This is a genomic window from Paenibacillus terrae, from assembly GCF_000943545.1.
Lineage (GTDB): Bacteria > Bacillota > Bacilli > Paenibacillales > Paenibacillaceae > Paenibacillus > Paenibacillus terrae_A.
In genome coordinates this window covers 55,562-74,812 of the sequence record NZ_JTHP01000009.1, presented here as the reverse complement: position 1 = coordinate 74,812, position 19,251 = coordinate 55,562, and the positions used below count along the sequence as shown (strand labels likewise).

Here is a 19,251-nt window from a genome sequence, read left to right as displayed (position 1 = left end):
TCCTTCATGATGATTTAGCCAATAATAAGCGGAAAATGATTGTTTTAAAAAAACAAGTACGCAATCTGATAGTACGATGTCTAACTATCGGCCTCGGGAAAGGTATTATTCCCGTTTTATTCGCTCCAGACCTGTGGAAAGCTTCTGTAGCATCCCAGCGAAGTGGACATGATCTTCCTTCGTAAATTCCTTCAATAAATCCGAAAAAAGCTGAATGAACATCGGAATTCTTTCCGTCATTAACTGTCTTCCTTCCTCAGTCAAGTAGATCGCAGTCATACGGCGATCCACCAGCGTACTTCTTCGGATGATACCGTCACGTTCCAGCTTGTCGATTACACTGGTTACGGTTGAACGTGTAACTCCTGAATATTCGGCCAGTTCAGATGGAGTCAACGCACGTTCATGCAGATACAGCGGAATTAAAATTTTCAGACTTCCAATCGATAGTCCATATTCGGACAGTCTGGAGCACACACCATTGTATACTTCATGAGCTGTCTGAATGAAAAGCGCTAGCGTACTCAACGATTGGGGGTCCACATGCGGAAATTTTTCTGCCAATAAATTTATCTTTTTGGGATCACTCTTGAAGTTAAAATCAGAATACAACGTGAAGGCCCCCCTCTGTAATTAATATCCACACTATACGTCGCCGTATAGTTATGTGTCAATACCCTTTTTAGGGGTACATTAATAAAAAAGGTTTCCAAGCTCCCTGGCCAGGAGTCATGGAAACCTTCTCAATGCATAGGATTTTTTGATGCCATGCTCAAGCTTAGAAAAATCGTCCCTTTTTCAGCACCAACGGAATCCCGCCAATGATAAACAGATAACGGATATCCACAATTTTTTTCAGTTGCGCGGCTATCCAGCCCTTTATTTTGCGATTGCCCACGACCGCGACAGCCTCCCCTTTTCCAAGAGAAGCAACCGTGCCTTTGTTGGAAAATACGAACTTGTGCAGCTCCTTTTTCCGTAGCGTAGCTGCTAAATTCTTCGCACAGAGTACCCCTTGCTGCATCGCAATTTGGGCGGTCGGCGGATACGGGCGTCCTTCGGGATTAAACATTAAAGAACTGTCCCCGATAATAAAAATGTCGTCATGGCCCGGTGCGCGTAGAAAATCGTCGATCTTCACCCGTCCGCGCATCACTTCAAATCCGGCTTTCTCGATCAGGCCGTTACCACGAATACCTCCAGTCCATACGACCGTGCAGGCTTCGATTTTCTCATCCTCACCAACGATGACGCCGTCCTCAAGACATTCCTTAATGGGAACACCGATGCGGAAGGTAACGCCCTTGCGCTTAAGGACATCCATCGCGTATTCTACCAGCTCCGGATCGAAGCCCGGCAGTGCCGTAGGAGCCGCCTCGACGTTAATGATTTGAATCCGGTTAAAGTCAATATCATAGGCTCTCGCCAATTGTGGCAGACGATCCGCCAGCTCCGCCACAAATTCAATGCCGCTAAAGCCCGCACCTCCGACTACAAAATTCAGCCGTCCGGGGTTTCCGTCATTTTTATACAAAGCAAGCTGGTATTCGACATGCTCACGGATCAAGCGGACCGAGTTAATGCTTCGAATTGTAAGCGCGAACTTATCCATCCCCTGAATACCGAAGGTTTCCGGTTCTCCGCCCAATCCGATCACCAGATAATCGTAGGATAGCGATCCATCCTCCAGCACGATTTTTTTCTCCTTCGGTATGATATCCTTAACCGTCCCTTTGATTAGATCCACCTTGAACTCATCTATCAGCTGCGAAATCGGAATACGTGAATGTTCAATCGTATCCGTACCCGCTGCAGGCATGTGGAGATGCGTTGTTATATAGTGGTAATCATGGCGGTTAATCAGCGTGACATCAGCCTCGTTGTGCTTGAGCTCCTTTTGCAATTGCTGAGCCGTCAAAATACCGCCATACCCGGCACCCACAATGACAATTTTGGGAATACTGCTCATGCTTCTACCCCTTCCGGTTTACGTAATCAGTGATTATTCACAGCTTTGCTCTCAAAATGACTTATTTATACACGCCGGATAACCTTCATCAAAATATTAATCACTTAAACTTTCCAAGCGGAACCCGGCAGTTTATAATGATAAACAGTGAATCATGCGTTCGGCGGCTTTCTTAACCTCTATGCGGCTGATTCTACATTCAATATTCATTATCCATACTATCCCTTTCGGAGGTGTTTTTAGAGTGACAGTTCAATCCACAGGTGCGGAACTCCGCGATCTGATTATCATCGGAGGCGGCCCAGCTGGTATTTTCGCTGCTTTCTACGGGGGAATGCGTCAGGCATCCGTCACCTTAATTGAAAGTATGCCCCAACTCGGAGGCCAGCTTGCAGCCCTTTATCCTGAAAAATATATTTATGACGTCGCTGGCTTTCCTAAAGTGACTGCACAGGAACTGGTCAACAATCTGGTTCAGCAGATGAACCACTTTAATCCAGAAGTACAGTTAGAAGAGAAAGTCGTATCATTAGAGAAAAAGGAAGAACGCCACTTCATCGTAAAAACAGATAAAGGCGGCGAGTATCACGGTAAAGCGGTCATTATTACCGCTGGCGTGGGTGCTTTCGAGCCGCGCAGACTGGAACTGCCGGGCGCAGATCGTTTTGAAAAAACGAACCTGCATTACTTTGTCAGCGACCTGAGCAAATTTGCAGGCCGGAAAGTGCTGATCAGCGGCGGCGGCGACTCTGCGGTAGACTGGGCGCTCATGCTGGAACCGATTGCAGAACAGGTTACATTGATTCATCGCCGCGACAAATTCCGTGCGCATGAACACAGTGTAGAAAACCTCCTCGCTTCCAAAGTAAACGTCGTTACACCGACTGAAATTACAGAGCTGCACGGGGAAGACTCGATTACGAAGGTTACCCTTGCTCATGTAAAAACCAAAGAAACTCAGGAAATCGAAGTGGACGATGTGATCGTTAACTTTGGATTTGTATCCACTCTCGGCCCGATTGCCGAATGGGGAATCGAAATCGAAAGTAACTCCATCGTGGTCGATTCCCGTCAGGAAACGAATATTCCCGGCATTTTCGCCGCTGGGGACATTACGACCTATCCAGGCAAGCTCAAGCTGATTGCTGTCGGCTTCGGTGAAGCGCCTACGGCCGTCAACAACGCCAAGGTTTATGTTGATCCGGACGCCAAGCTGTCCCCGGGTCACAGTAGTAACATGAAACTGTAGTCTATTCTTAGACTATGACAAAAAAGGGTATTTTACTCCAAAATTGAATTATTGGAGTGAAATACCCTTTTCTACGGTGTGCCTATTCGTTGCAGTGATTGTCCGTAAAGTCATTCGAACCCTGAATGACTTCACAGTCGCAGTACGAGAGCTTGTCCGGTCTAATGAAGGACTACGGCTGTATTCATCTCTAAGTTTCTTTTGTGGATCTCAGCCAGCAACAGTGCAATGAAGTCGCATTCAAGTTTAAGCTCGATTGCCATCTGATAGGAATCCAAAAGCATTTCATCCGTCAGCATAGCCATCCTCGACACAACCTTTCCTTTTATTTCAAAATCTATTCTATCAAAATACCAAAAACGGAACAAGCGTTCTGTTATCCACAGCATGTTGTGGAAATCCTGTGTATAAATTGTTGGTAAGTGTCGTAAAGCCTTATATGTGACAGGGGATAATGTGGACAATACTTATACACAGGATTTTGACGCTTGTAAATAAAAAAAATATTTTTATAGTTTACACATATAGATTATATTTACAATCCACTAAATTGAATTTTATGGGAGTTAATTTAAGAAGATCCAGGATTATTGGGGCCTTGTGTTTACCTCCAAAATCCATATCCGTCCATTCGGATCAAGTCCATAATCAAATCCCAATTGTCCAATCCCCGGAATTCTTTTCTCCAGTACAGGAATACACCGCTGTGTAAGATTAACGATTTCACGTCGCTTTCGGGTAGCCACCTGGCAGGGATAAATCTTCCGAAGTGCATCCATTCCCTTCATCAAAGTCCCCCCTTTGCACAGGTTCGTAATGACCAGTCCGGGACGGGCATGACGTGCAACCACCGACCGGAAAACCCATTTCTGGCCCACTTTCACCACTTTTACCCGATAGTCAACAGGTCTGCCCTGAATAGTAGCCAACAAAATACCCTGCTGAATCAAATACGGACGCTGGAGCCGGAGCTTTCCGATTCCGACAGCAAGCTCTCCAAAGCTGCTGAACCGGTATGTGCGTTCCATGCGCGTGCAGGTGTATTCCCTGCGCCCCCTAGCCACACGCATGACTCCGATTCCACCGCCGCCCTTCACAGGCTTTATGAACACAAAAGCTTGCCGCCGCAGCATCATGCGCAGTTGATCTTCGCTATACAGACACGTTTCCGGTATATAAACGGCAATATACGGATGGCGGAGCAGCGCCTTCGTCTTTAACCACTTGCTTGCAAGTTGTCTCATGAATCCTCTCTCCTTTCGCCGTCAAACTATACTTATACATACTCAACACGGATGCTCTATTCTTGGATGATTGCCCGAGGCATATATTCATTTCGACAAGATCAATGCTAACGGTAGCATGCACGGGACATCACTGGTACAATGACAATAATCTACTTATATTTGCACGGAGCAGCGGGTTTGCCGGCAAATTGTTTTTTCGACAAGGAGGTCAACTCATGAACAGCAAAATCGGCATCATGGACATTGGCTCCAACTCCATACGTCTAGTGATCTATGAAATAACAGAGACAGGAGCCTACCGGATTGTCCAGGAATGCAAAGAGGCTGCCCGACTAAGTGAAAAGGTTGGAACCAACGGCCGTATGGAGCGGGAAGCGATTCGAAGCATCGCTCCATTACTGCGCCAATTTATAACGGTATGCCGTATGCACGAGGTTGTTCGTATGCGTGCAGCAGCGACAGCCGCTATCCGTAATGCGGCGAATTCGGATGAGATTGTTCAATGGATTGCGGAGGAAACAGGCTTAACGCTGGAAATATTGAGCGGGGAGCAGGAGGGCTATGCCGGTTTTCTGGGCGTCGTCAATACCATGAATGTAAACGACGGCATTATTATTGACATCGGGGGCGGCAGTACCGAAATTACGCTGTTCCGCGAGCGACAGCGGCTTCATACCGTATCGTTTCCTTTTGGCGCGGTCAACACGAATTCGCGCTTTGGCCAGGAAGTCAGGAACGGTGAATGGTCCCCTCAGCAGATCGAGGAGATGGAGAGCTTCGTCCGTTCTTCCCTGCAAGACCATGATTGGATCTTTTCCAATCCGGGCCTGCCGTTCATCGGTTTGGGCGGTACCTTGCGTACCTTGGCCAAAATCAATCAGAAGCGGCAGGATTACTCGTTGCCCGTGACGCACCATTACGAAATGACGACAGAAGATGTCGATTATTTTTATGTCAGTCTGCCCCATCTTCCCTATGAAAAACGCAAAAAAACAGCCGGCCTGTCCAAAGACAGAGCCGACATTATTGTACCGGGGCTAGTTATATTGAAAACGATATTCGAGGCCGCTCATGGCTCCACCTATTTGGTCAGCGGAGCGGGCTTGCGTGACGGTTTGTTTCATGAACTGGTCAATTCCGAAAAGCCTGTGGTCGACAATCCGCTCATCACGTCGATCCGCAATATACTTTCATTCGCTGTCCCGGTTAGCGAAGAGCACGTCAAGCGGGTTAACGAGTACGCTGTCCGACTCTATGACGAACTCGTTGACGTATGGGCTGACGTATCATCCTCAGCGATGGACAAACGTCTGCTGCTGACCGCCGCAACGCTGTACAAAACCGGAGCAGCCTTAAATTACTATCATTTCCGCCAGCATTCCGTGTTCTGGATCCTACATGCGGGCATCGGCGGTTTATCCCATCAGGAAACGGTGCTGGCTGCGCTGATCGCAGACTACCATCCCAAGAATCGGACGCCCCGACTGTTGCGCACACATGCCGATATTCTGGAGCCTTCCGACGAAGAACGTGTACATCGGTTGGGCTCCCTGCTCCAGCTTGCGATCGGCATGGATCGGAGCGAATCCGGCATCATCACCAGCATCAATCCCACCACAGGTGACGATGCGCTACATCTTCGTCTGGAAAGCATGGGTGAACCGATTCTGGAACAGCGGGAGCTGGAGGCTGTCGCCAAGGATTTTCAAAAAGCATGGAACCTTACGTTGTCGTGGTCCATTCTTCCTTCTTCCAATTTCTAACCTTCATGGCTTCGGATTGGCTCCGCATAGGGGCCTCTTCGTCGTTTCTTGCCACAAACTGATAACTGCCATTAGACAGAAGCTGCCGCGCCTTCACATTATCTCTCAAGGACAAATGCAAAATGTCCGACAGCATTCCCTTGATCCGGTCATCGTAAATCGGGCACATCAGTTCAATCCGGCGTGTCAGGTTGCGAGTCATCCAGTCCGCGCTGGACAGGAACAGCTCCGAAGCCCCTGCATTTTCAAAATAAAACAGCCTTGAATGCTCCAGAAAGCGATCCACAATACTAATGACGCTGATATTCTCGCTGAATCCTTCCACACCTGGACGCAAGCAGCAGACCCCTCTAATGATCAAATCAATCTTCACACCCGCCTGAGAAGCTGCATATAGTTCATCAATCATCTCCTGACTGGATAAGGAATTGATTTTGGCAATGATACGGGCTGGCTTGCCTGCAAGTGCTTGCTCCGCTTCCCTGCGGATCAGCTCGAACAGCTTGTTTTTCATTCCCGTCGGAGCCACCGTAAAAGCTTGCAGCGTCTTGAGTGCGGAGAAGCCCGTGATTTCATTAAACAGCTCGGAAGCATCCTCGCCCAAGACCGGGTCTGACGTGAATAACCCGATATCCGTATATACGCGGGCCGTGCTTTCATTGTAGTTGCCAGTCCCCACATGCACGTATCGTTTGAGCGTGTTACGCTCGTGGCGTACCACGAGAATGATTTTGGCGTGCGTCTTCAAACCGACCAGCCCGTACACCACATGACAGCCTGCTTTCTCAAGCGTACGCGCCCAGGCAATATTACGTTCCTCGTCAAAGCGGGCTTTCAGCTCCACGACCACCGTTACCTGCTTGCCCGATTCAGCCGCACGAGCTAATGCCGGGATCAGCTTGGATTCCCCGTTGACCCGGTACAGGGTCATTTTGATCGCCATCACATCCGGGTCCTCTGACGCCTCAATGATAAAATCCGTTACCGCATCGAACGACTCATACGGATGATATACCAGCACGTCCCGTTTGCGAAGTACGTTGAAGATATCCTCTTGCGGGGGCAGCTCTTCTGGATACACCGGTTTGATTGCCGGAAACTTCAAATGCGAATACCCTTCCAATTGATCGGCAAAGGACGATAGAAACGTCAAATCCAGCGGCCCGTCCATCTCAAACACATGATCGAACAGCTTGAATTCGCGCTGAAGCTCCATCAGAGCAAAGGGATGAATCCCTTTTTCCACTTCCAGCCTTACTGGCGCACCGCGTCTTCTTCGACGCAGTTCTTTTTCAATCTCTTCGAGCAAATCTTCGATTTCTTCTTCATTAATGGACAAATCGGAATTGCGCGTGACACGAAAGGCTTGAACCGATTCCGGCACATAACCCGTGAACAGCGTTTGAATATGATGCTTGATCAGCTCTTCAATTAAAATGAATGATTTCTTCTTGCTATTGGAACGTAGCGGCACAGACACGACACGCGGAATATTGGAAGGCACCTGCACGATGGCAAAAAACGGCTTATCCTCCTCCGTATCCCCTTGACGTCTCAATACAACTGCTAAATATACATATTTATTGTGAACTAGTGGAAAAGGACGGCTCTGATCGACTGCCATTGGCGTCAGCACCGGAAATATAATTTCATGAAAGTAGGTATCCAGAGACTTGCGCTGTGTCGCATTCAAGCCCTCATATTCAAGCAGCAAAATCCCCTTTTTCGTCAACAGGCGGGAAATTTCGCGATAGTTTCGATACTGCTCCGATACCATTGAGACCGTACGCTTGATCAGCCGTTTGTATAAACCGGAGGGGGTATATCCGGTAAAATCCTTTTGCATAAAACCGGCCTTGATCTTCTCCCGCGTCTCTGCCACCCGAACAGCCATAAATTCATCCAGATTGCTGGACACAATCGCCAAAAATTTGGCTCTCTCCAGCAACGGTGTATCTGTATCCTGCGCTTCCTGAAGCACACGGCGATTAAATTCAATCCAGCTTAAATCCCGATTAAAGTAACGTTCTGACCCGGCTCTATCTTTATCCTTATTCTGACTCTCTATCAACATATGGCCTCCATCAATCATGCAGTATAGTTATGCTTTATTGTACTATTAGATGAAACGCACTAGCATCATAGCTGTGTAAACACAATGTAAAATGTGTGTAAAACGCAGCCTGATGTTGAAAAGGTCACTCGGATACTTTACAAAAATAGCATTAAAGGGTACAGTGTTTACGTCTGTTTCATTGAGATAGATTGTCGAATCGTACTTTTTTTATCGTTATTTATGTTTATCATGCTGTTACTTGTCACATACCAGCCACTTTCAATTGTTTCATTTTCAAATGGCATCATATAGGGAGGATTTACGTTATGGAACCCAAGAAAACGCCACGCGTACTGCAAAAAAACATCGAATTTTTTACCGCGGCGCTGTCTCAGCATCTCGTTTCAGTCTGGCAGGAGGACCCGACGGGCGTATACTGCGAGATTGGCAGCGGATATATCGAATTGTTCAGCAGCGAGATGATTCGGGTGCGCAATCAGGATGGGACCCAAAGCCATTATGACCGCAATATCACGATGTTTCAGTTGATCACCAAGGATCAGCCGATATAATTATTATATGCTATGCCTGTACTGTTCTTCCAGATTAGAATTGCTTTTTTACCTTGAAAATAACTGATATCCAACTGTTACCACAGGGTAATCGTTATTATTTAAGGCAGCGATTCTGCTGGCTTTCGATTTGTGAACATATTGCAGGTTTATCCAAAAGGCGCCACAGAGCGCTTTTTTTTGTCGTTATTTTTTGAACATAATTTCAAAAAGCAGTATGATGAAGTAGCATATGATCTAAATTTAAAGGGGAATCAACCGATGGAGCATACAACATCAGACGGACGCATCCTGATCATGACCGCGGTTGAGGGCGAACGGGAAGCCGTGCTGCGCGGGCTGAACGGCGACACCCGCTTTGCGGTTGAGCTTGCTGGTGTGGGCGCTCCGTCCGCAGCGGCTTCGACTGCGCTGGCGCTGGCTGGCGGCGGCTACCGCCTGGTCATCAGCGCCGGAATCGGCGGCGGCTTCGTGGATGTCGCCGCACTGGAGAGCGTCGTCGTCGCTGACGCGATCATCGCCGCCGACCTCGGGGCCGAGACGGCGGAGGGCTTCAGCAGCGTGGACGAGCTGGGCTTCGGCTCCAGCCGAATCGCCGTGAACGGCGCAACCACACAGCGGCTCGTTCAGGCGCTACGCGCCGCTGGACAGACAGCTGTCGCCGGGCCGATCCTGACCGTCACGACGGCGACAGGTACAGCGGCTACGGCAGAACGGCTGGTGATGCGCGTTCCCAGGGCTGCTGCCGAAGCGATGGAAGGCTACGGGGTAGCCGTAGCGGCGAACAAGCTGGAGCTGCCTGTGATGGAAATCCGCACGATCTCCAATGCAGTGGGCCCACGTGACCGCGCAGCCTGGCGGATCAAAGAGGCTTTGCAAGCGTTGGAAGCCGCATTTTCTACATTAACGGAGGTTATATAGATGCAAATTGCTTTTTCACCTTGTCCCAACGACACCTTTGTCTTTCATGCCTTGGCGCATGGGTTGATTCCGGGCGCACCCTCGCTGGACATCACATTCGCCGATATCGACATCACCAACAATCTGGCGGTAACGCCAAACGGGCTCGATGTCATGAAAATCTCTTATGCTGCACTCCCTTGGGTGCTGGACGAATACGCTCTGCTGCCTTGCGGCGGCGCGTTGGGCCGGGGCTGCGGTCCGCTCGTGCTGACCAAGGAAGGCACCACGGCGGAAGGACCGGAAGCCCTGTCCGGCAAGCGCGTAGCTGTGCCGAGCGAACGCTCCACGGCCTATCTGCTATTCCGCCTGTGGGCGGCCAAGCATGTACCGGGAGGGGTCGATGAAATTGTCGTGATGCCGTTCGACCAGATCATGCCTGCTGTCCGTGACGGACATATGGATGCCGGGCTAGTCATTCACGAGGCGCGTTTCACGTATCCATCCTACGGTCTCAGCAAGCAAGTGGATCTGGGCAACTGGTGGGAAGAAGATACGGGTCTCCCGATTCCGCTTGGAGCCATTATTGCCCGCCGTTCTCTGGACCTCGATGCTATTGCAGGCTGGATACACGCCTCTGTCGAGTACGCTTGGAAACATCCCGAGGCTTCGCGCGAATATGTATTATCCCATGCGCAGGAGCTGTCACCGGATGTGGCCCAATCGCATATCGACCTGTACGTGAACGACTTTACTGCCAATCTGGGCGACAGCGGCTATGCAGCCATCGAAGCACTGCTCGGACGCGCCGCACAGGAAGGACTTGTTCCTTCGTTTGATTTAGCCAAGCTGCGCCTTGCGTCCACCACCCGCTAACGGACCGACATTGCATGTTTTCATGCTGAATAGAGCAGTTTAAACATATAAAACCTCCCGAACGAGCACATTGCCTAGCCATGCGCCCCATTCGGGAGGTTTTATGATTTCATATTGCGAATCATCATTCAGACTCGCCTGTTCCTTGTCCTTAGTTCTGTTCCACGACCTCGGTCTTAAACACGTTATCCAGTTTGGTACCCAATCTTTTGACCAGTGGCACCTTGATATCCCGGCTCAGCTCTTTGAAAAAAGCGTCCATGTCACAATTAATCTTATCCAACACGACCTTCACCGTGCCCTCTGCCAAGATCTGCTCATTCAGATCTTCCGGTACAGTAACCGAGATATCATACTTCTTGCTTAACGTTTTAATGTAGCGGGTAAAGATTTCGATAAGCTCCTCATTGTTGAACTTCTCGACTGCAACTTGCCCTTTGTTCGTAAATTTCAAATTCACTCTCACGTTAGCATTTCCCCTTTTCCTTTTGACCATTTATTTTGGATAAACGTTGAACCTTACGAGGCTCTTCAAAGAAAGGGCCTTACCGGTCGTTTTAGACTCTTGTCCTTTGATATACTAAGTATAACACATTAAGTGCGTTTTCATTTCCCAACCTGTCGTTTTATGATAAAAAATGATACAAATTGCGCATTTTCAGCATTAATTCTTTCTTTTCATGCCAATCATTAGGAAGATTTTATACATAAATACATAAAAAAACGCCTATCTCGCAAAAGAAAGACGTTTCCGTACAGATGCTTATGCAGCATGCATTTACAAAGGTTTTGTACATTCCCAACCATGTGAACGATACTCACGCACCGCATCCCGTACATCCTCGATATCATCGGTATGCAGCAGAACAGCAGGTAAAATCACCCAATATTCGTTCTCTGCCAGATCAATAAACACGTCCTCGACATCATAATATTGCATATCGCCAAAAGCCGTATCCCTGATTTTCTGTCCAACCAAAGGTGTAAAATGGGAATCAAGTGTTTTAATCACCTTCGTATATTCCTTCACGCCCGTTGCTGATATCTGCTGTGAAATAATGACGCTCAATGCTGTTTACCTCCCTGACTGATAATGCTCATTATAACCTCTTATCAGGCCTTCCACAAAACCTTGTGCTGCAAAAATAATAAAAATCAACAACCCGATGCCGATCCCAACGGAGCTTAAAACGATAATCAGGATGCCCTGTGTATTACGTTGCTCTATCCGTTTCGTCAAAATGCCGAAGACTAAACCCAGAATAGCCGACAGATTACCAATGACTAAAATACTTAATAGTAGCCCCAATCCTGCAAAAATCCAGCCAAACAAAGCAAGCACCCAGCCCTGCGGCTGCGGCTCACTCTGTCTCATCTGCCAGCGTTCCCTCGCTGTAGACGTGTACCTATCCATTCTTTAGCTCCCCCGCTCTTTAAGCATTACTCAAGAAAGAAATTCGTTCGCCTTCTCCCGGTGGGCAGGCTTGATATGCATGTCCAGCACTTTTAAGGCCGCCAGCACGACACCCGCATCATCCGTGAAGCCCAGCATCGGAATGACATCCGATATCGCATCCAATGGAGAAATAAAATACGCCAAGGCCCCGAAGGCCACCCCTTTGGCATAAAGAGGCGTTTCAGGATCTATCGCACAATAGTACATGGCCACCGCATCCTTCACAAAAGGAACCTTCCCGGCCGTGGATTTCACCTTTTTGAAAAATCCCTTTTTCACCTGTTCTTCCTGCTTCGGATCATACTTGGCTTTAGTTACATCAAAATCCTTCATAAGGTACCTCCTATTTCTGACTGGCAAGCTTGAAAATTCCACCTTCCCGCTTTCCAAGTTCATAATTTTGTACCGTCATTTCCACCTTCGTATTTTTATCCCATACCGGAATCTTGTCCGACGTACCATACTGTTTCATAGCTATGTCTATGACTTCCTCCGCCTTCTTCGTCAAAGTAGAAGAAGCCATATTATATTTACCATAACCTTGATAAGCACCACCCAAACCAAGATTCGGTTGATTGTTCACATTTAAAAGCACACCCTTCAACGTACCATTCTCTGCTACATTAAAGGTCACTTTTTCCAATACAAAATCATTAGTAACGACGGAAGTCTGCTCCAATGCATGCGATATGGACGACAGGTTGGCTGCTAATCTAACCTGTTGCAGCAGCGCCTCTGTATCCTTTTGTTGCTTTGTCAATGCTTGCGTTGTCTTGTTGAGTGAAGCATTCGCTGTAGTTAAAGTATTTACCTTTGCAGTCAGATTATAATTCCATAACGCCAAGGTAATACATCCGAGTACAGCTATTCCTGAAATGACCGTGGCTACAACTGCGAGCTTACGAACAGCCTGTGATTGCGGCTCCACAGACTGAGTATGACTGCTTAATTCCCCCATAGCAAACTTCCTCTCTATTTACATAGTCATATTTTACTATGACCCCCTTTTATAATCTAGTATATTCTTCCTACTTTCGCATTCTCTATTTATTTGAATCCATTTCATAAATGATTAAGCCAACGAAATGTATACTACATGTACTCTTTATTAAAGCTACTGAGGGTATTATGAAATGGATTTATTTGTACAGGATTTCGTTTCATTGGCCCTTGAGCTTCGGTTGCCTCGTTTTCCCGGTAAAGCCGTATTCACCAGATACACACTGCCCGCGATCAGCACCAATCCCACCACGAATGTCAGAGTAAGCGACTCCTTGAGCATCACCATACTGAAGATCGTAGACAGCACCGGAATCATAAACGTATAGGAGCCGACCGTTCCTGCTTCTCCGTTGTCAAGCAGTTTAAAATAAATCATCCAGCCCATCGCAATCACGAATACGGATATAAACAGCAAGATACCGATAAAGGAAGGGCTCCAATGAATATCGCTCCATTTCTCCGTGGTAAGTCCAATCCCATTAAGTAGAATCCCCCCAAAAATGAGCTGCATCGTCACCGCCCAAATGGAGTCCAACTGCTTGCTTTTTTTCTTCATATAAATCGTTCCGAGCGCCCAACACAGTCCAGAGGCCAGCCCCAGCATGATACCCAAGACGGACAAATGCCCTGCCATCCCGCCGGAGCTAATCACGATCACCCCGCCAAAGCCAAGAACCAGTCCAATGACCTTCATCGGAAACATGCGCTCACCCAACCACAACCAGGAGAACAATCCAAGCAAGATCGGCTGGAGGAATACTAAAGTGGAAAATAACCCGGCAGGCAAATACCGTAGCCCCACTGTCTGCAAGCCATAGTAGCCTGCAATATTAAATATCGCCAGAACGAGATACGTCCACGCATTCTGTCTCAAACGCAAAGTTTCCCTGTGACGCATAGCGAACAGAAGCAGGATTAGCCCGCCTAACAGTGTACGGATGCCTGAAAATAAAATCGGCGGTGTATCCGGCAGAGCCAGCTTGGTCAACGGCCAGTTAATTCCCCATACCATCACTAATATCAATACAAGCCACAGCGTAGCTTTAGGTGTTAATGTTTTCATAGATATCTTCCTCTCCCCTAGCGATGATCATCGCTCATTTCATACGGCTATAGTCATTTACAGCCATTTGCAAAGCTTTACTTTACTAGCGTATACTGTGGGCACTAATAAATAAAATGAATGTTTTCGATAAGGGAGATAACTTTTCGCTTATGACCATTACCCAAATCATGATCTTTGTCTGCGTAGCTGAAACGCTAAACTTTACCCAAACTGCCCATGAGCTGCATATGACACAACCCGCAGTCAGCCATGCCATCGCCAGTATTGAGAGTGAACTAGGTGTCCAGCTATTGCTGCGTGACCGGAAAAAAGGCGTACTGCTGACAGATATCGGGCAAAAGGTACTGCTGCAATTCCGCATGATGCTGCAAAGCATGGAAAAGGTGGAGCAGCAGGTCGCCGCCGAAAAAGGGCTCGACGTTGGCACCATCACCATCGGAGCCTTCCCTTCGGCATCCGCCTATTTTCTGCCCCCCATCATACATCATATTCGCCAGCATTACCCGAATCTCATATTCGATCTGCATGAAGGCTCCACGAATGAGGTTAAGGAATGGCTGCATAACCGAGAGATTGAAGCAGGCATCATTCTGCTGCCAGATCCGCAGGTGGATGTCATCCCTTTATGTCAGGATAATATGGTTATCCTCCTGCCGGACGGTCACCCTTTGCAATCACAAAGCAGAATCGCCATTCGGGACTTGAACCAGCAGGATATGATCTTCTGTAAAGGCGGACATGAGGTTGCCATTATGGAAGGCTTTGAGCGTGAACAAAGCCAGTTGCAGGCACGTTTCACCACTCACAATGTCAGCACCCTGGTCAGCATGGTTCGACAAGGACTGGGTATGGGAATCGTCTCTGCCCTCTCCTTGTCCACATTCCCCCATGATCTGACCGTCAAGGAAACCACCCCCCTGATTACGCGCCAGATCGGTATCGCCGTGCCATCCCTTCACAATGCTTCTCTGGCTGTACAGTTATTTGTGCACACCGCGCAGGAGCTGTTTACAGATGTGACAAATTAGGAGGCATTGGTAACGAGATTTTGGCAGATGTATAATGTTTCCTAAATACTTACTGATCGTAATCATAAGGGGGTCTATTCAGATGCAGGAAAATCAAATTATTGAACATGAAGAGAAGCTTCGTAAAGCCATGCTGTCCAGTGATGTGAAGGTCCTGGATGAACTGATTCATGATGATCTTATATTTGTAAATCACTTTGGACAGATGTTGAACAAAGAAGCGGATCTGGAGGCTCACCGTTCAGGTCTTTTACATTTTACGGATATTCAAGTTCTGGATCAAAAGGTGATTCCGCTGGATGGTACTGCGGTAACTGTGACGCGAGTTTCTTTACGAGGAACGGTAGGTAATGAACCCATTGAAGATGAAATGTGCTATACCCGTGTTTGGCACGATATGGATGGAGCGTTGAAGATCATTTCAGGGCATTGTAGCACGGTGAAATAGCTAAGTCTTACACCATTTGTAGAAAAAAGAATAGCGCTATGCTATACTATAAGCAGAAAATGCATCACGTACTACGTGTCATATATCATATGATACGTGGGTAAAATAAGAATAGCCGCGATGGTTGCACATCGCGACTTTCTGACAAAGGCCGGTGGGCGACCACGGCGAGAATTTCATACTGCGTACGAAAAATCACCGGATAGCTAGGCGCCTAACCTATTCCCGGTGGTTTTTCTTGTCTTTACGTGATTGTTTCCAGGCTTGAACCAAAGCCTTCAGGCCAGTAGTAATACTGACCAACTTTAGCACAACGTCAAGAACCTTCACGATTAGATCAAATGACACGGCGTCACCCCCTCTCGGGCTAGCTTCGCCGCATCTTCCCCACCGGTTATTTTGTCCAAATCATTATAGCATAAATGGGATAATTGGAATATAGAAGGAGCCATAAGAAAAACAATACTGGCTTACAGATTTCCCTTAGTTTTCACGAGGTTAAGTTCAATATGACTTCGACCTTGTAGCCATAGCAGTTCATCCAGTAAAAACGTCAATCCATCCTTACTACGCAAACGCTCGATCAGCTCTGTAACGACCTCCATAATCTTACGTTGTACATTCTCTGCTAATTGTAGCCCCCCACTTTCCCCATCCACATAAAGATACGGATGATCCGGTTGTTCTAACTTTCGTACATGTCGCAGATACAATATTCCATGTTCAATATAAAAGAAATAGCTACGATCATACAGGACTCCCTCAAATAGTTCATACATATGAGGATCATCATCAGGTCCATATACCATGGCAACTCTTTTCAATTCAACAGATTCGCTCATAAAATAAATCCCCCTACCTTATAATATTACTGATTTAATTATGTATTGTATTGATATCCAGCATAAACATGATTACTGTATGAATGATTTGGAAAACATAACGCCCCCCCCCCTTCACTCCCTAAATCATTGTTATAGAACAAAGTACCAAGTGATCAAATAGTAACAATATTGAGAGAAAATTAATTTTTTATACTAAAATTCGTATATACGTTTATGAGTAATAATATATACGGCTTTCAGTATAAAGTCAACATCTATTTTACGGATATTCGTATATTGGATATAATGGGCTGGAGGATGGTGTACATATGAGAACGATTCGGCTTAAATTGAACGAAGTTTTGACACAGCGGAGACTTACGCAAACTCAACTTTCCGAACTATCTGGTGTTCGTCAGGCGGCTATATCAGAAATGTCACGGAACATTCGTGAACAAATAAATCTAAAAACACTTATCAAAATCGCGGATGCACTTGAAATTGATGATATATCTGAACTCATAGTAATTGAAAATTCTGAGAAGGATCGCCTATAAAAGCGGTCCTATTTTTGTTAAGTAATTTTCGTCTGCACTGGCTAAACTTAAGAAATGTACATGAAAAGCGGAGAAGACGGAATGGTGCTGTACAAGCGAAGCGGTCGCTTTTGTCCCCGGATTTCTACCCAATTATAAGCTTTATTCAAGAAATCCGGGGGCGGTGGCGATGGGAAGCACCATCCGTCTGCGGAGTGGCACTAAAGTAACTTTTAAGTTCCATTTCTTTTAAGTTCCATTTATATATTCGATCTTTTGATTGGTTGCTCCACTGCTTTATACGTCATGCCAGGGTAATCACTTATAATAAAATGGAGAGTGATAAAATGCACTTTATAAAATCGATTTACACAAAACAAAACATAAATACCTCAGTGCTCTTTTTTGCATTTTTAGTTCTATATAGTGTTTTTTCTGAGATTGAAATTAAACCCATAGCACTCTTACTTTTTACAGTTGTATTTGCCTTTTTTAATGCCCTGAGTAAATTTGTCCAATCCACACGTAGTGATAATGATCTTAAATAAAGTTTCTTAAACACATTCAAAAAGGCCTCTATAGCAATATAGTATACGACTATACCGCTATAGAGGCCTTCATTTATAGTTAGATCATTTCTTTGCTTTCGTCTGATCCTACTATTGCTTTAAAAATCACTTCGATTGCTTTGTCGCTTCGTACAAACGCTGTAAAATGGTAACCGCTTCAGCCCGTGTGACTAGCGCTTTGGGGTGAAGGTATCCATCATTGGCGGTAAGGACGCCCATATTAGTCAGGGTGTAGAATGCTTCTGCCTTTTGATCTTGGGAATCTCCATCATAATAGGGCTCCTCTTGAGTCGTGTCGATGTATATTACTGGATAGCTGAACGAGTAATTGTCATTGTAATTCGCCTTACGAATTTTTATATCCTTATACTGCGCAGCTGCAGAGATTACTTCCTTGATCTCAGGATGAAGAGTCTGATTCGTATAATCCGTCCGAACGGAAGCAATCATCATAACATCCCAGCGGGTCAGCGGTTTGTCGGGATTGATATAGAATTGATAGTTTGGATATTTGCCTCCTACTCTTTCAGTGAAGCCCCAAACATAATCCCCATTGAATAATGCTGCAAAATCTTTATTCGCCCAGTGCTTACGCGCATCAACAAATTCTGAAGCTTTTCCGGACGAATGATTGATCTCTGGAAAAAGCTTGTGAAACATATTTACAAATTCCGCTTTCGTTATGGTTTTGCCCGGCTTGAAGGTCCCATCCGCATAGCCCTTGACAACGCCTTTGTCGACCATCGAACGAATGGATTCGGCAGCCCATTCATATTTTGTCCCGTTCACATCAGTAAACGTATTTGCCGCGAATGCGGATTGACTAAAAAACAGTGCCACCGCAACCAGCGGAGTGATAAGCCATTTCTTTTTCAACATCTTCTCTTGCCACTTCCTTTAGGTAAAATTTATGTAGAAAATAGTTCTCCAGAACTCCATGTTATATCGGCATCTCAAAAGCAAATGATGATAATAAACAGAAAAAACAACACAAAAACGACCTCCGCAACGAGTAAAATCCCGTCACAAAGGCCGTTATCCGCAACCTAAACGCATGTTTTTAGGGAACCATCCTGACATTTAGGCTTCTATAATTCAGACCACCACTCGAAAAACATTAATTAACAAGGCTCTTCGTTCGGCTTCCCTGCATCCGTAGCTGTACGGAAGCTTGAACCGCAACCACAGGTAGCGATTGCATTCGGATTATGAATGGTAAAACCGCCTGACATACCAGACTCTTCAAAGTCGATTTCCAGACCGTCCAGGTAGCGGATGCTTTCCTTTTCCACTACAATCTTCATATCCTGTACGTTCATATATATATCCTGATCCGTCTCGTTGTCGTCAAAGCCCATGGCATACGAGAATCCGGTGCAACCGCCCGGCGTAACACCCAGACGCAAAAACATATTCGGCGTTTCCTGCTGCTCCAGCATATCTTTCAAGCGCTCGGCAGCGGAATCGGTGATGTTAATCATGACTCCATCCTCCTCTTTTACTTCATGTTCTCCTTCAGTATACTCCACTATTTGCAGGTGCTCAAGTCATGGAATGTCCTTCCCTTACAGGCTTAAAGACCTGTTTTTCTATTCGTTTGTATTGAACACAGGTGGTGTGAGGTTTATAATAGGTGAAGAGTGTGTAAAAGAAACTGTCGGAAATTTGTCATTTCAAAGGCGATATTTTG

The 19,251-nt window shown here is 46.4% G+C and carries 22 protein-coding genes; 8 read left to right on the top strand and 14 right to left on the bottom strand.

Features of this window, described 5'->3' with window-relative positions:
* Positions 1-105: 105 nt before the first annotated feature.
* A complete protein-coding gene (locus tag QD47_RS07120; protein WP_044645469.1) occupies positions 106-612 on the bottom strand; it encodes a MarR family winged helix-turn-helix transcriptional regulator in 507 nt (168 codons plus the stop codon).
* A 166-nt stretch (positions 613-778) separates the two neighbouring features.
* Positions 779-1,969: an NAD(P)/FAD-dependent oxidoreductase gene (locus tag QD47_RS07115; protein WP_044645468.1), complete on the bottom strand. Its 1,191-nt coding sequence runs from the start codon at positions 1,967-1,969 to the stop codon at positions 779-781.
* A 244-nt stretch (positions 1,970-2,213) separates the two neighbouring features.
* Here QD47_RS07115 and QD47_RS07110 point away from each other — a divergent pair, with 244 nt between their 5' ends.
* Complete coding sequence (locus QD47_RS07110) at positions 2,214-3,218, top strand: NAD(P)/FAD-dependent oxidoreductase (protein WP_044645467.1); 1,005 nt, start codon at positions 2,214-2,216, stop codon at positions 3,216-3,218.
* 161 nt (positions 3,219-3,379) lie between these two features.
* Here QD47_RS07110 and sda read toward each other — a convergent pair whose 3' ends face one another.
* Together sda and QD47_RS07100 are read right to left on the bottom strand one after the other, a co-directional pair.
* The gene (sda, locus tag QD47_RS07105) at positions 3,380-3,523 is read right to left on the bottom strand and encodes a sporulation histidine kinase inhibitor Sda (RefSeq protein ID WP_007431918.1); all 144 of its coding nucleotides are present in this window, start codon (positions 3,521-3,523) and stop codon (positions 3,380-3,382) included.
* Positions 3,524-3,805: 282 nt separating this feature from the next.
* Positions 3,806-4,462, bottom strand: coding sequence for a YheC/YheD family protein (locus QD47_RS07100; protein WP_044645466.1), 657 nt, complete (start codon positions 4,460-4,462; stop codon positions 3,806-3,808).
* Positions 4,463-4,680: 218 nt separating this feature from the next.
* Here QD47_RS07100 and QD47_RS07095 point away from each other — a divergent pair, with 218 nt between their 5' ends.
* Positions 4,681-6,228, top strand: coding sequence for a Ppx/GppA phosphatase family protein (locus QD47_RS07095; protein WP_044645465.1), 1,548 nt, complete (start codon positions 4,681-4,683; stop codon positions 6,226-6,228).
* On the opposite strand, the gene ppk1 is transcribed toward QD47_RS07095, so the two are convergent.
* Positions 6,188-8,302: a polyphosphate kinase 1 gene (gene ppk1, locus QD47_RS07090; RefSeq protein WP_044645464.1), complete on the bottom strand. Its 2,115-nt coding sequence runs from the start codon at positions 8,300-8,302 to the stop codon at positions 6,188-6,190. The genes QD47_RS07095 and ppk1 overlap by 41 nt on opposite strands.
* Before the next feature lie 308 nt (positions 8,303-8,610).
* Between ppk1 and QD47_RS07085 the strand changes: the two genes are divergently transcribed.
* The 3 genes from QD47_RS07085 (at position 8,611) to QD47_RS07075 (ending at position 10,632) form a co-directional block, all read left to right on the top strand.
* Positions 8,611-8,856 (top strand): hypothetical protein, encoded by a 246-nt coding sequence (locus QD47_RS07085; protein ID WP_044645463.1) that lies wholly within the window; start codon positions 8,611-8,613, stop codon positions 8,854-8,856.
* Positions 8,857-9,117: 261 nt separating this feature from the next.
* Entirely contained in the window at positions 9,118-9,777 is a 660-nt protein-coding gene (locus QD47_RS07080; protein WP_044645462.1) for a futalosine hydrolase, read from the top strand.
* Positions 9,778-10,632: a 1,4-dihydroxy-6-naphthoate synthase gene (locus tag QD47_RS07075; RefSeq protein ID WP_044645461.1), complete on the top strand. Its 855-nt coding sequence runs from the start codon at positions 9,778-9,780 to the stop codon at positions 10,630-10,632. It abuts the gene before it with no gap.
* A 151-nt stretch (positions 10,633-10,783) separates the two neighbouring features.
* Here the strand turns inward: QD47_RS07075 and QD47_RS07070 are convergent, their stop codons facing one another.
* The 6 genes from QD47_RS07070 to QD47_RS07045 all read right to left on the bottom strand — a co-directional run bounded on the left by QD47_RS07070 (position 10,784) and on the right by QD47_RS07045 (position 14,153).
* Positions 10,784-11,098 (bottom strand): hypothetical protein, encoded by a 315-nt coding sequence (locus QD47_RS07070; RefSeq protein ID WP_013311820.1) that lies wholly within the window; start codon positions 11,096-11,098, stop codon positions 10,784-10,786.
* Positions 11,099-11,410: 312 nt separating this feature from the next.
* Positions 11,411-11,701: a hypothetical protein gene (locus tag QD47_RS07065; RefSeq protein ID WP_044645460.1), complete on the bottom strand. Its 291-nt coding sequence runs from the start codon at positions 11,699-11,701 to the stop codon at positions 11,411-11,413.
* Positions 11,702-11,707: 6 nt separating this feature from the next.
* Entirely contained in the window at positions 11,708-12,046 is a 339-nt protein-coding gene (locus tag QD47_RS07060) for a hypothetical protein (RefSeq protein ID WP_044645459.1), read from the bottom strand.
* Between the two features lie 30 nt (positions 12,047-12,076).
* Complete coding sequence (locus QD47_RS07055) at positions 12,077-12,421, bottom strand: YkvA family protein (protein ID WP_044645458.1); 345 nt, start codon at positions 12,419-12,421, stop codon at positions 12,077-12,079.
* A gap of 10 nt (positions 12,422-12,431) precedes the next feature.
* Positions 12,432-13,046, bottom strand: coding sequence for a hypothetical protein (locus QD47_RS07050; protein WP_044645457.1), 615 nt, complete (start codon positions 13,044-13,046; stop codon positions 12,432-12,434).
* A gap of 168 nt (positions 13,047-13,214) precedes the next feature.
* Complete coding sequence (locus QD47_RS07045) at positions 13,215-14,153, bottom strand: DMT family transporter (RefSeq protein WP_044645456.1); 939 nt, start codon at positions 14,151-14,153, stop codon at positions 13,215-13,217.
* 152 nt (positions 14,154-14,305) lie between these two features.
* Between QD47_RS07045 and QD47_RS07040 the strand changes: the two genes are divergently transcribed.
* Together QD47_RS07040 and QD47_RS07035 are read left to right on the top strand one after the other, a co-directional pair.
* Positions 14,306-15,184, top strand: a complete 879-nt coding sequence (locus QD47_RS07040; RefSeq protein WP_044645455.1) for a LysR family transcriptional regulator — start codon at positions 14,306-14,308, stop codon at positions 15,182-15,184.
* 82 nt (positions 15,185-15,266) lie between these two features.
* Positions 15,267-15,632, top strand: a complete 366-nt coding sequence (locus tag QD47_RS07035; protein ID WP_044645454.1) for a nuclear transport factor 2 family protein — start codon at positions 15,267-15,269, stop codon at positions 15,630-15,632.
* 470 nt (positions 15,633-16,102) lie between these two features.
* Here the strand turns inward: QD47_RS07035 and QD47_RS07030 are convergent, their stop codons facing one another.
* On the bottom strand, positions 16,103-16,474 hold the full coding sequence (locus QD47_RS07030) for a hypothetical protein (RefSeq protein WP_044645453.1): 372 nt from the start codon (positions 16,472-16,474) through the stop codon (positions 16,103-16,105).
* Positions 16,475-16,785: 311 nt separating this feature from the next.
* Here QD47_RS07030 and QD47_RS07025 point away from each other — a divergent pair, with 311 nt between their 5' ends.
* The gene (locus tag QD47_RS07025; protein WP_013311830.1) at positions 16,786-17,013 is read left to right on the top strand and encodes a helix-turn-helix domain-containing protein; all 228 of its coding nucleotides are present in this window, start codon (positions 16,786-16,788) and stop codon (positions 17,011-17,013) included.
* Positions 17,014-17,666: 653 nt separating this feature from the next.
* On the opposite strand, the gene QD47_RS07015 is transcribed toward QD47_RS07025, so the two are convergent.
* Both QD47_RS07015 and QD47_RS07010 read right to left on the bottom strand, forming a co-directional pair.
* Positions 17,667-18,440: an S-layer homology domain-containing protein gene (locus QD47_RS07015; RefSeq protein ID WP_044645451.1), complete on the bottom strand. Its 774-nt coding sequence runs from the start codon at positions 18,438-18,440 to the stop codon at positions 17,667-17,669.
* 242 nt (positions 18,441-18,682) lie between these two features.
* Complete coding sequence (locus QD47_RS07010) at positions 18,683-19,042, bottom strand: HesB/IscA family protein (protein WP_014277861.1); 360 nt, start codon at positions 19,040-19,042, stop codon at positions 18,683-18,685.
* Between the last annotated feature and the right edge of the window lie 209 nt (positions 19,043-19,251).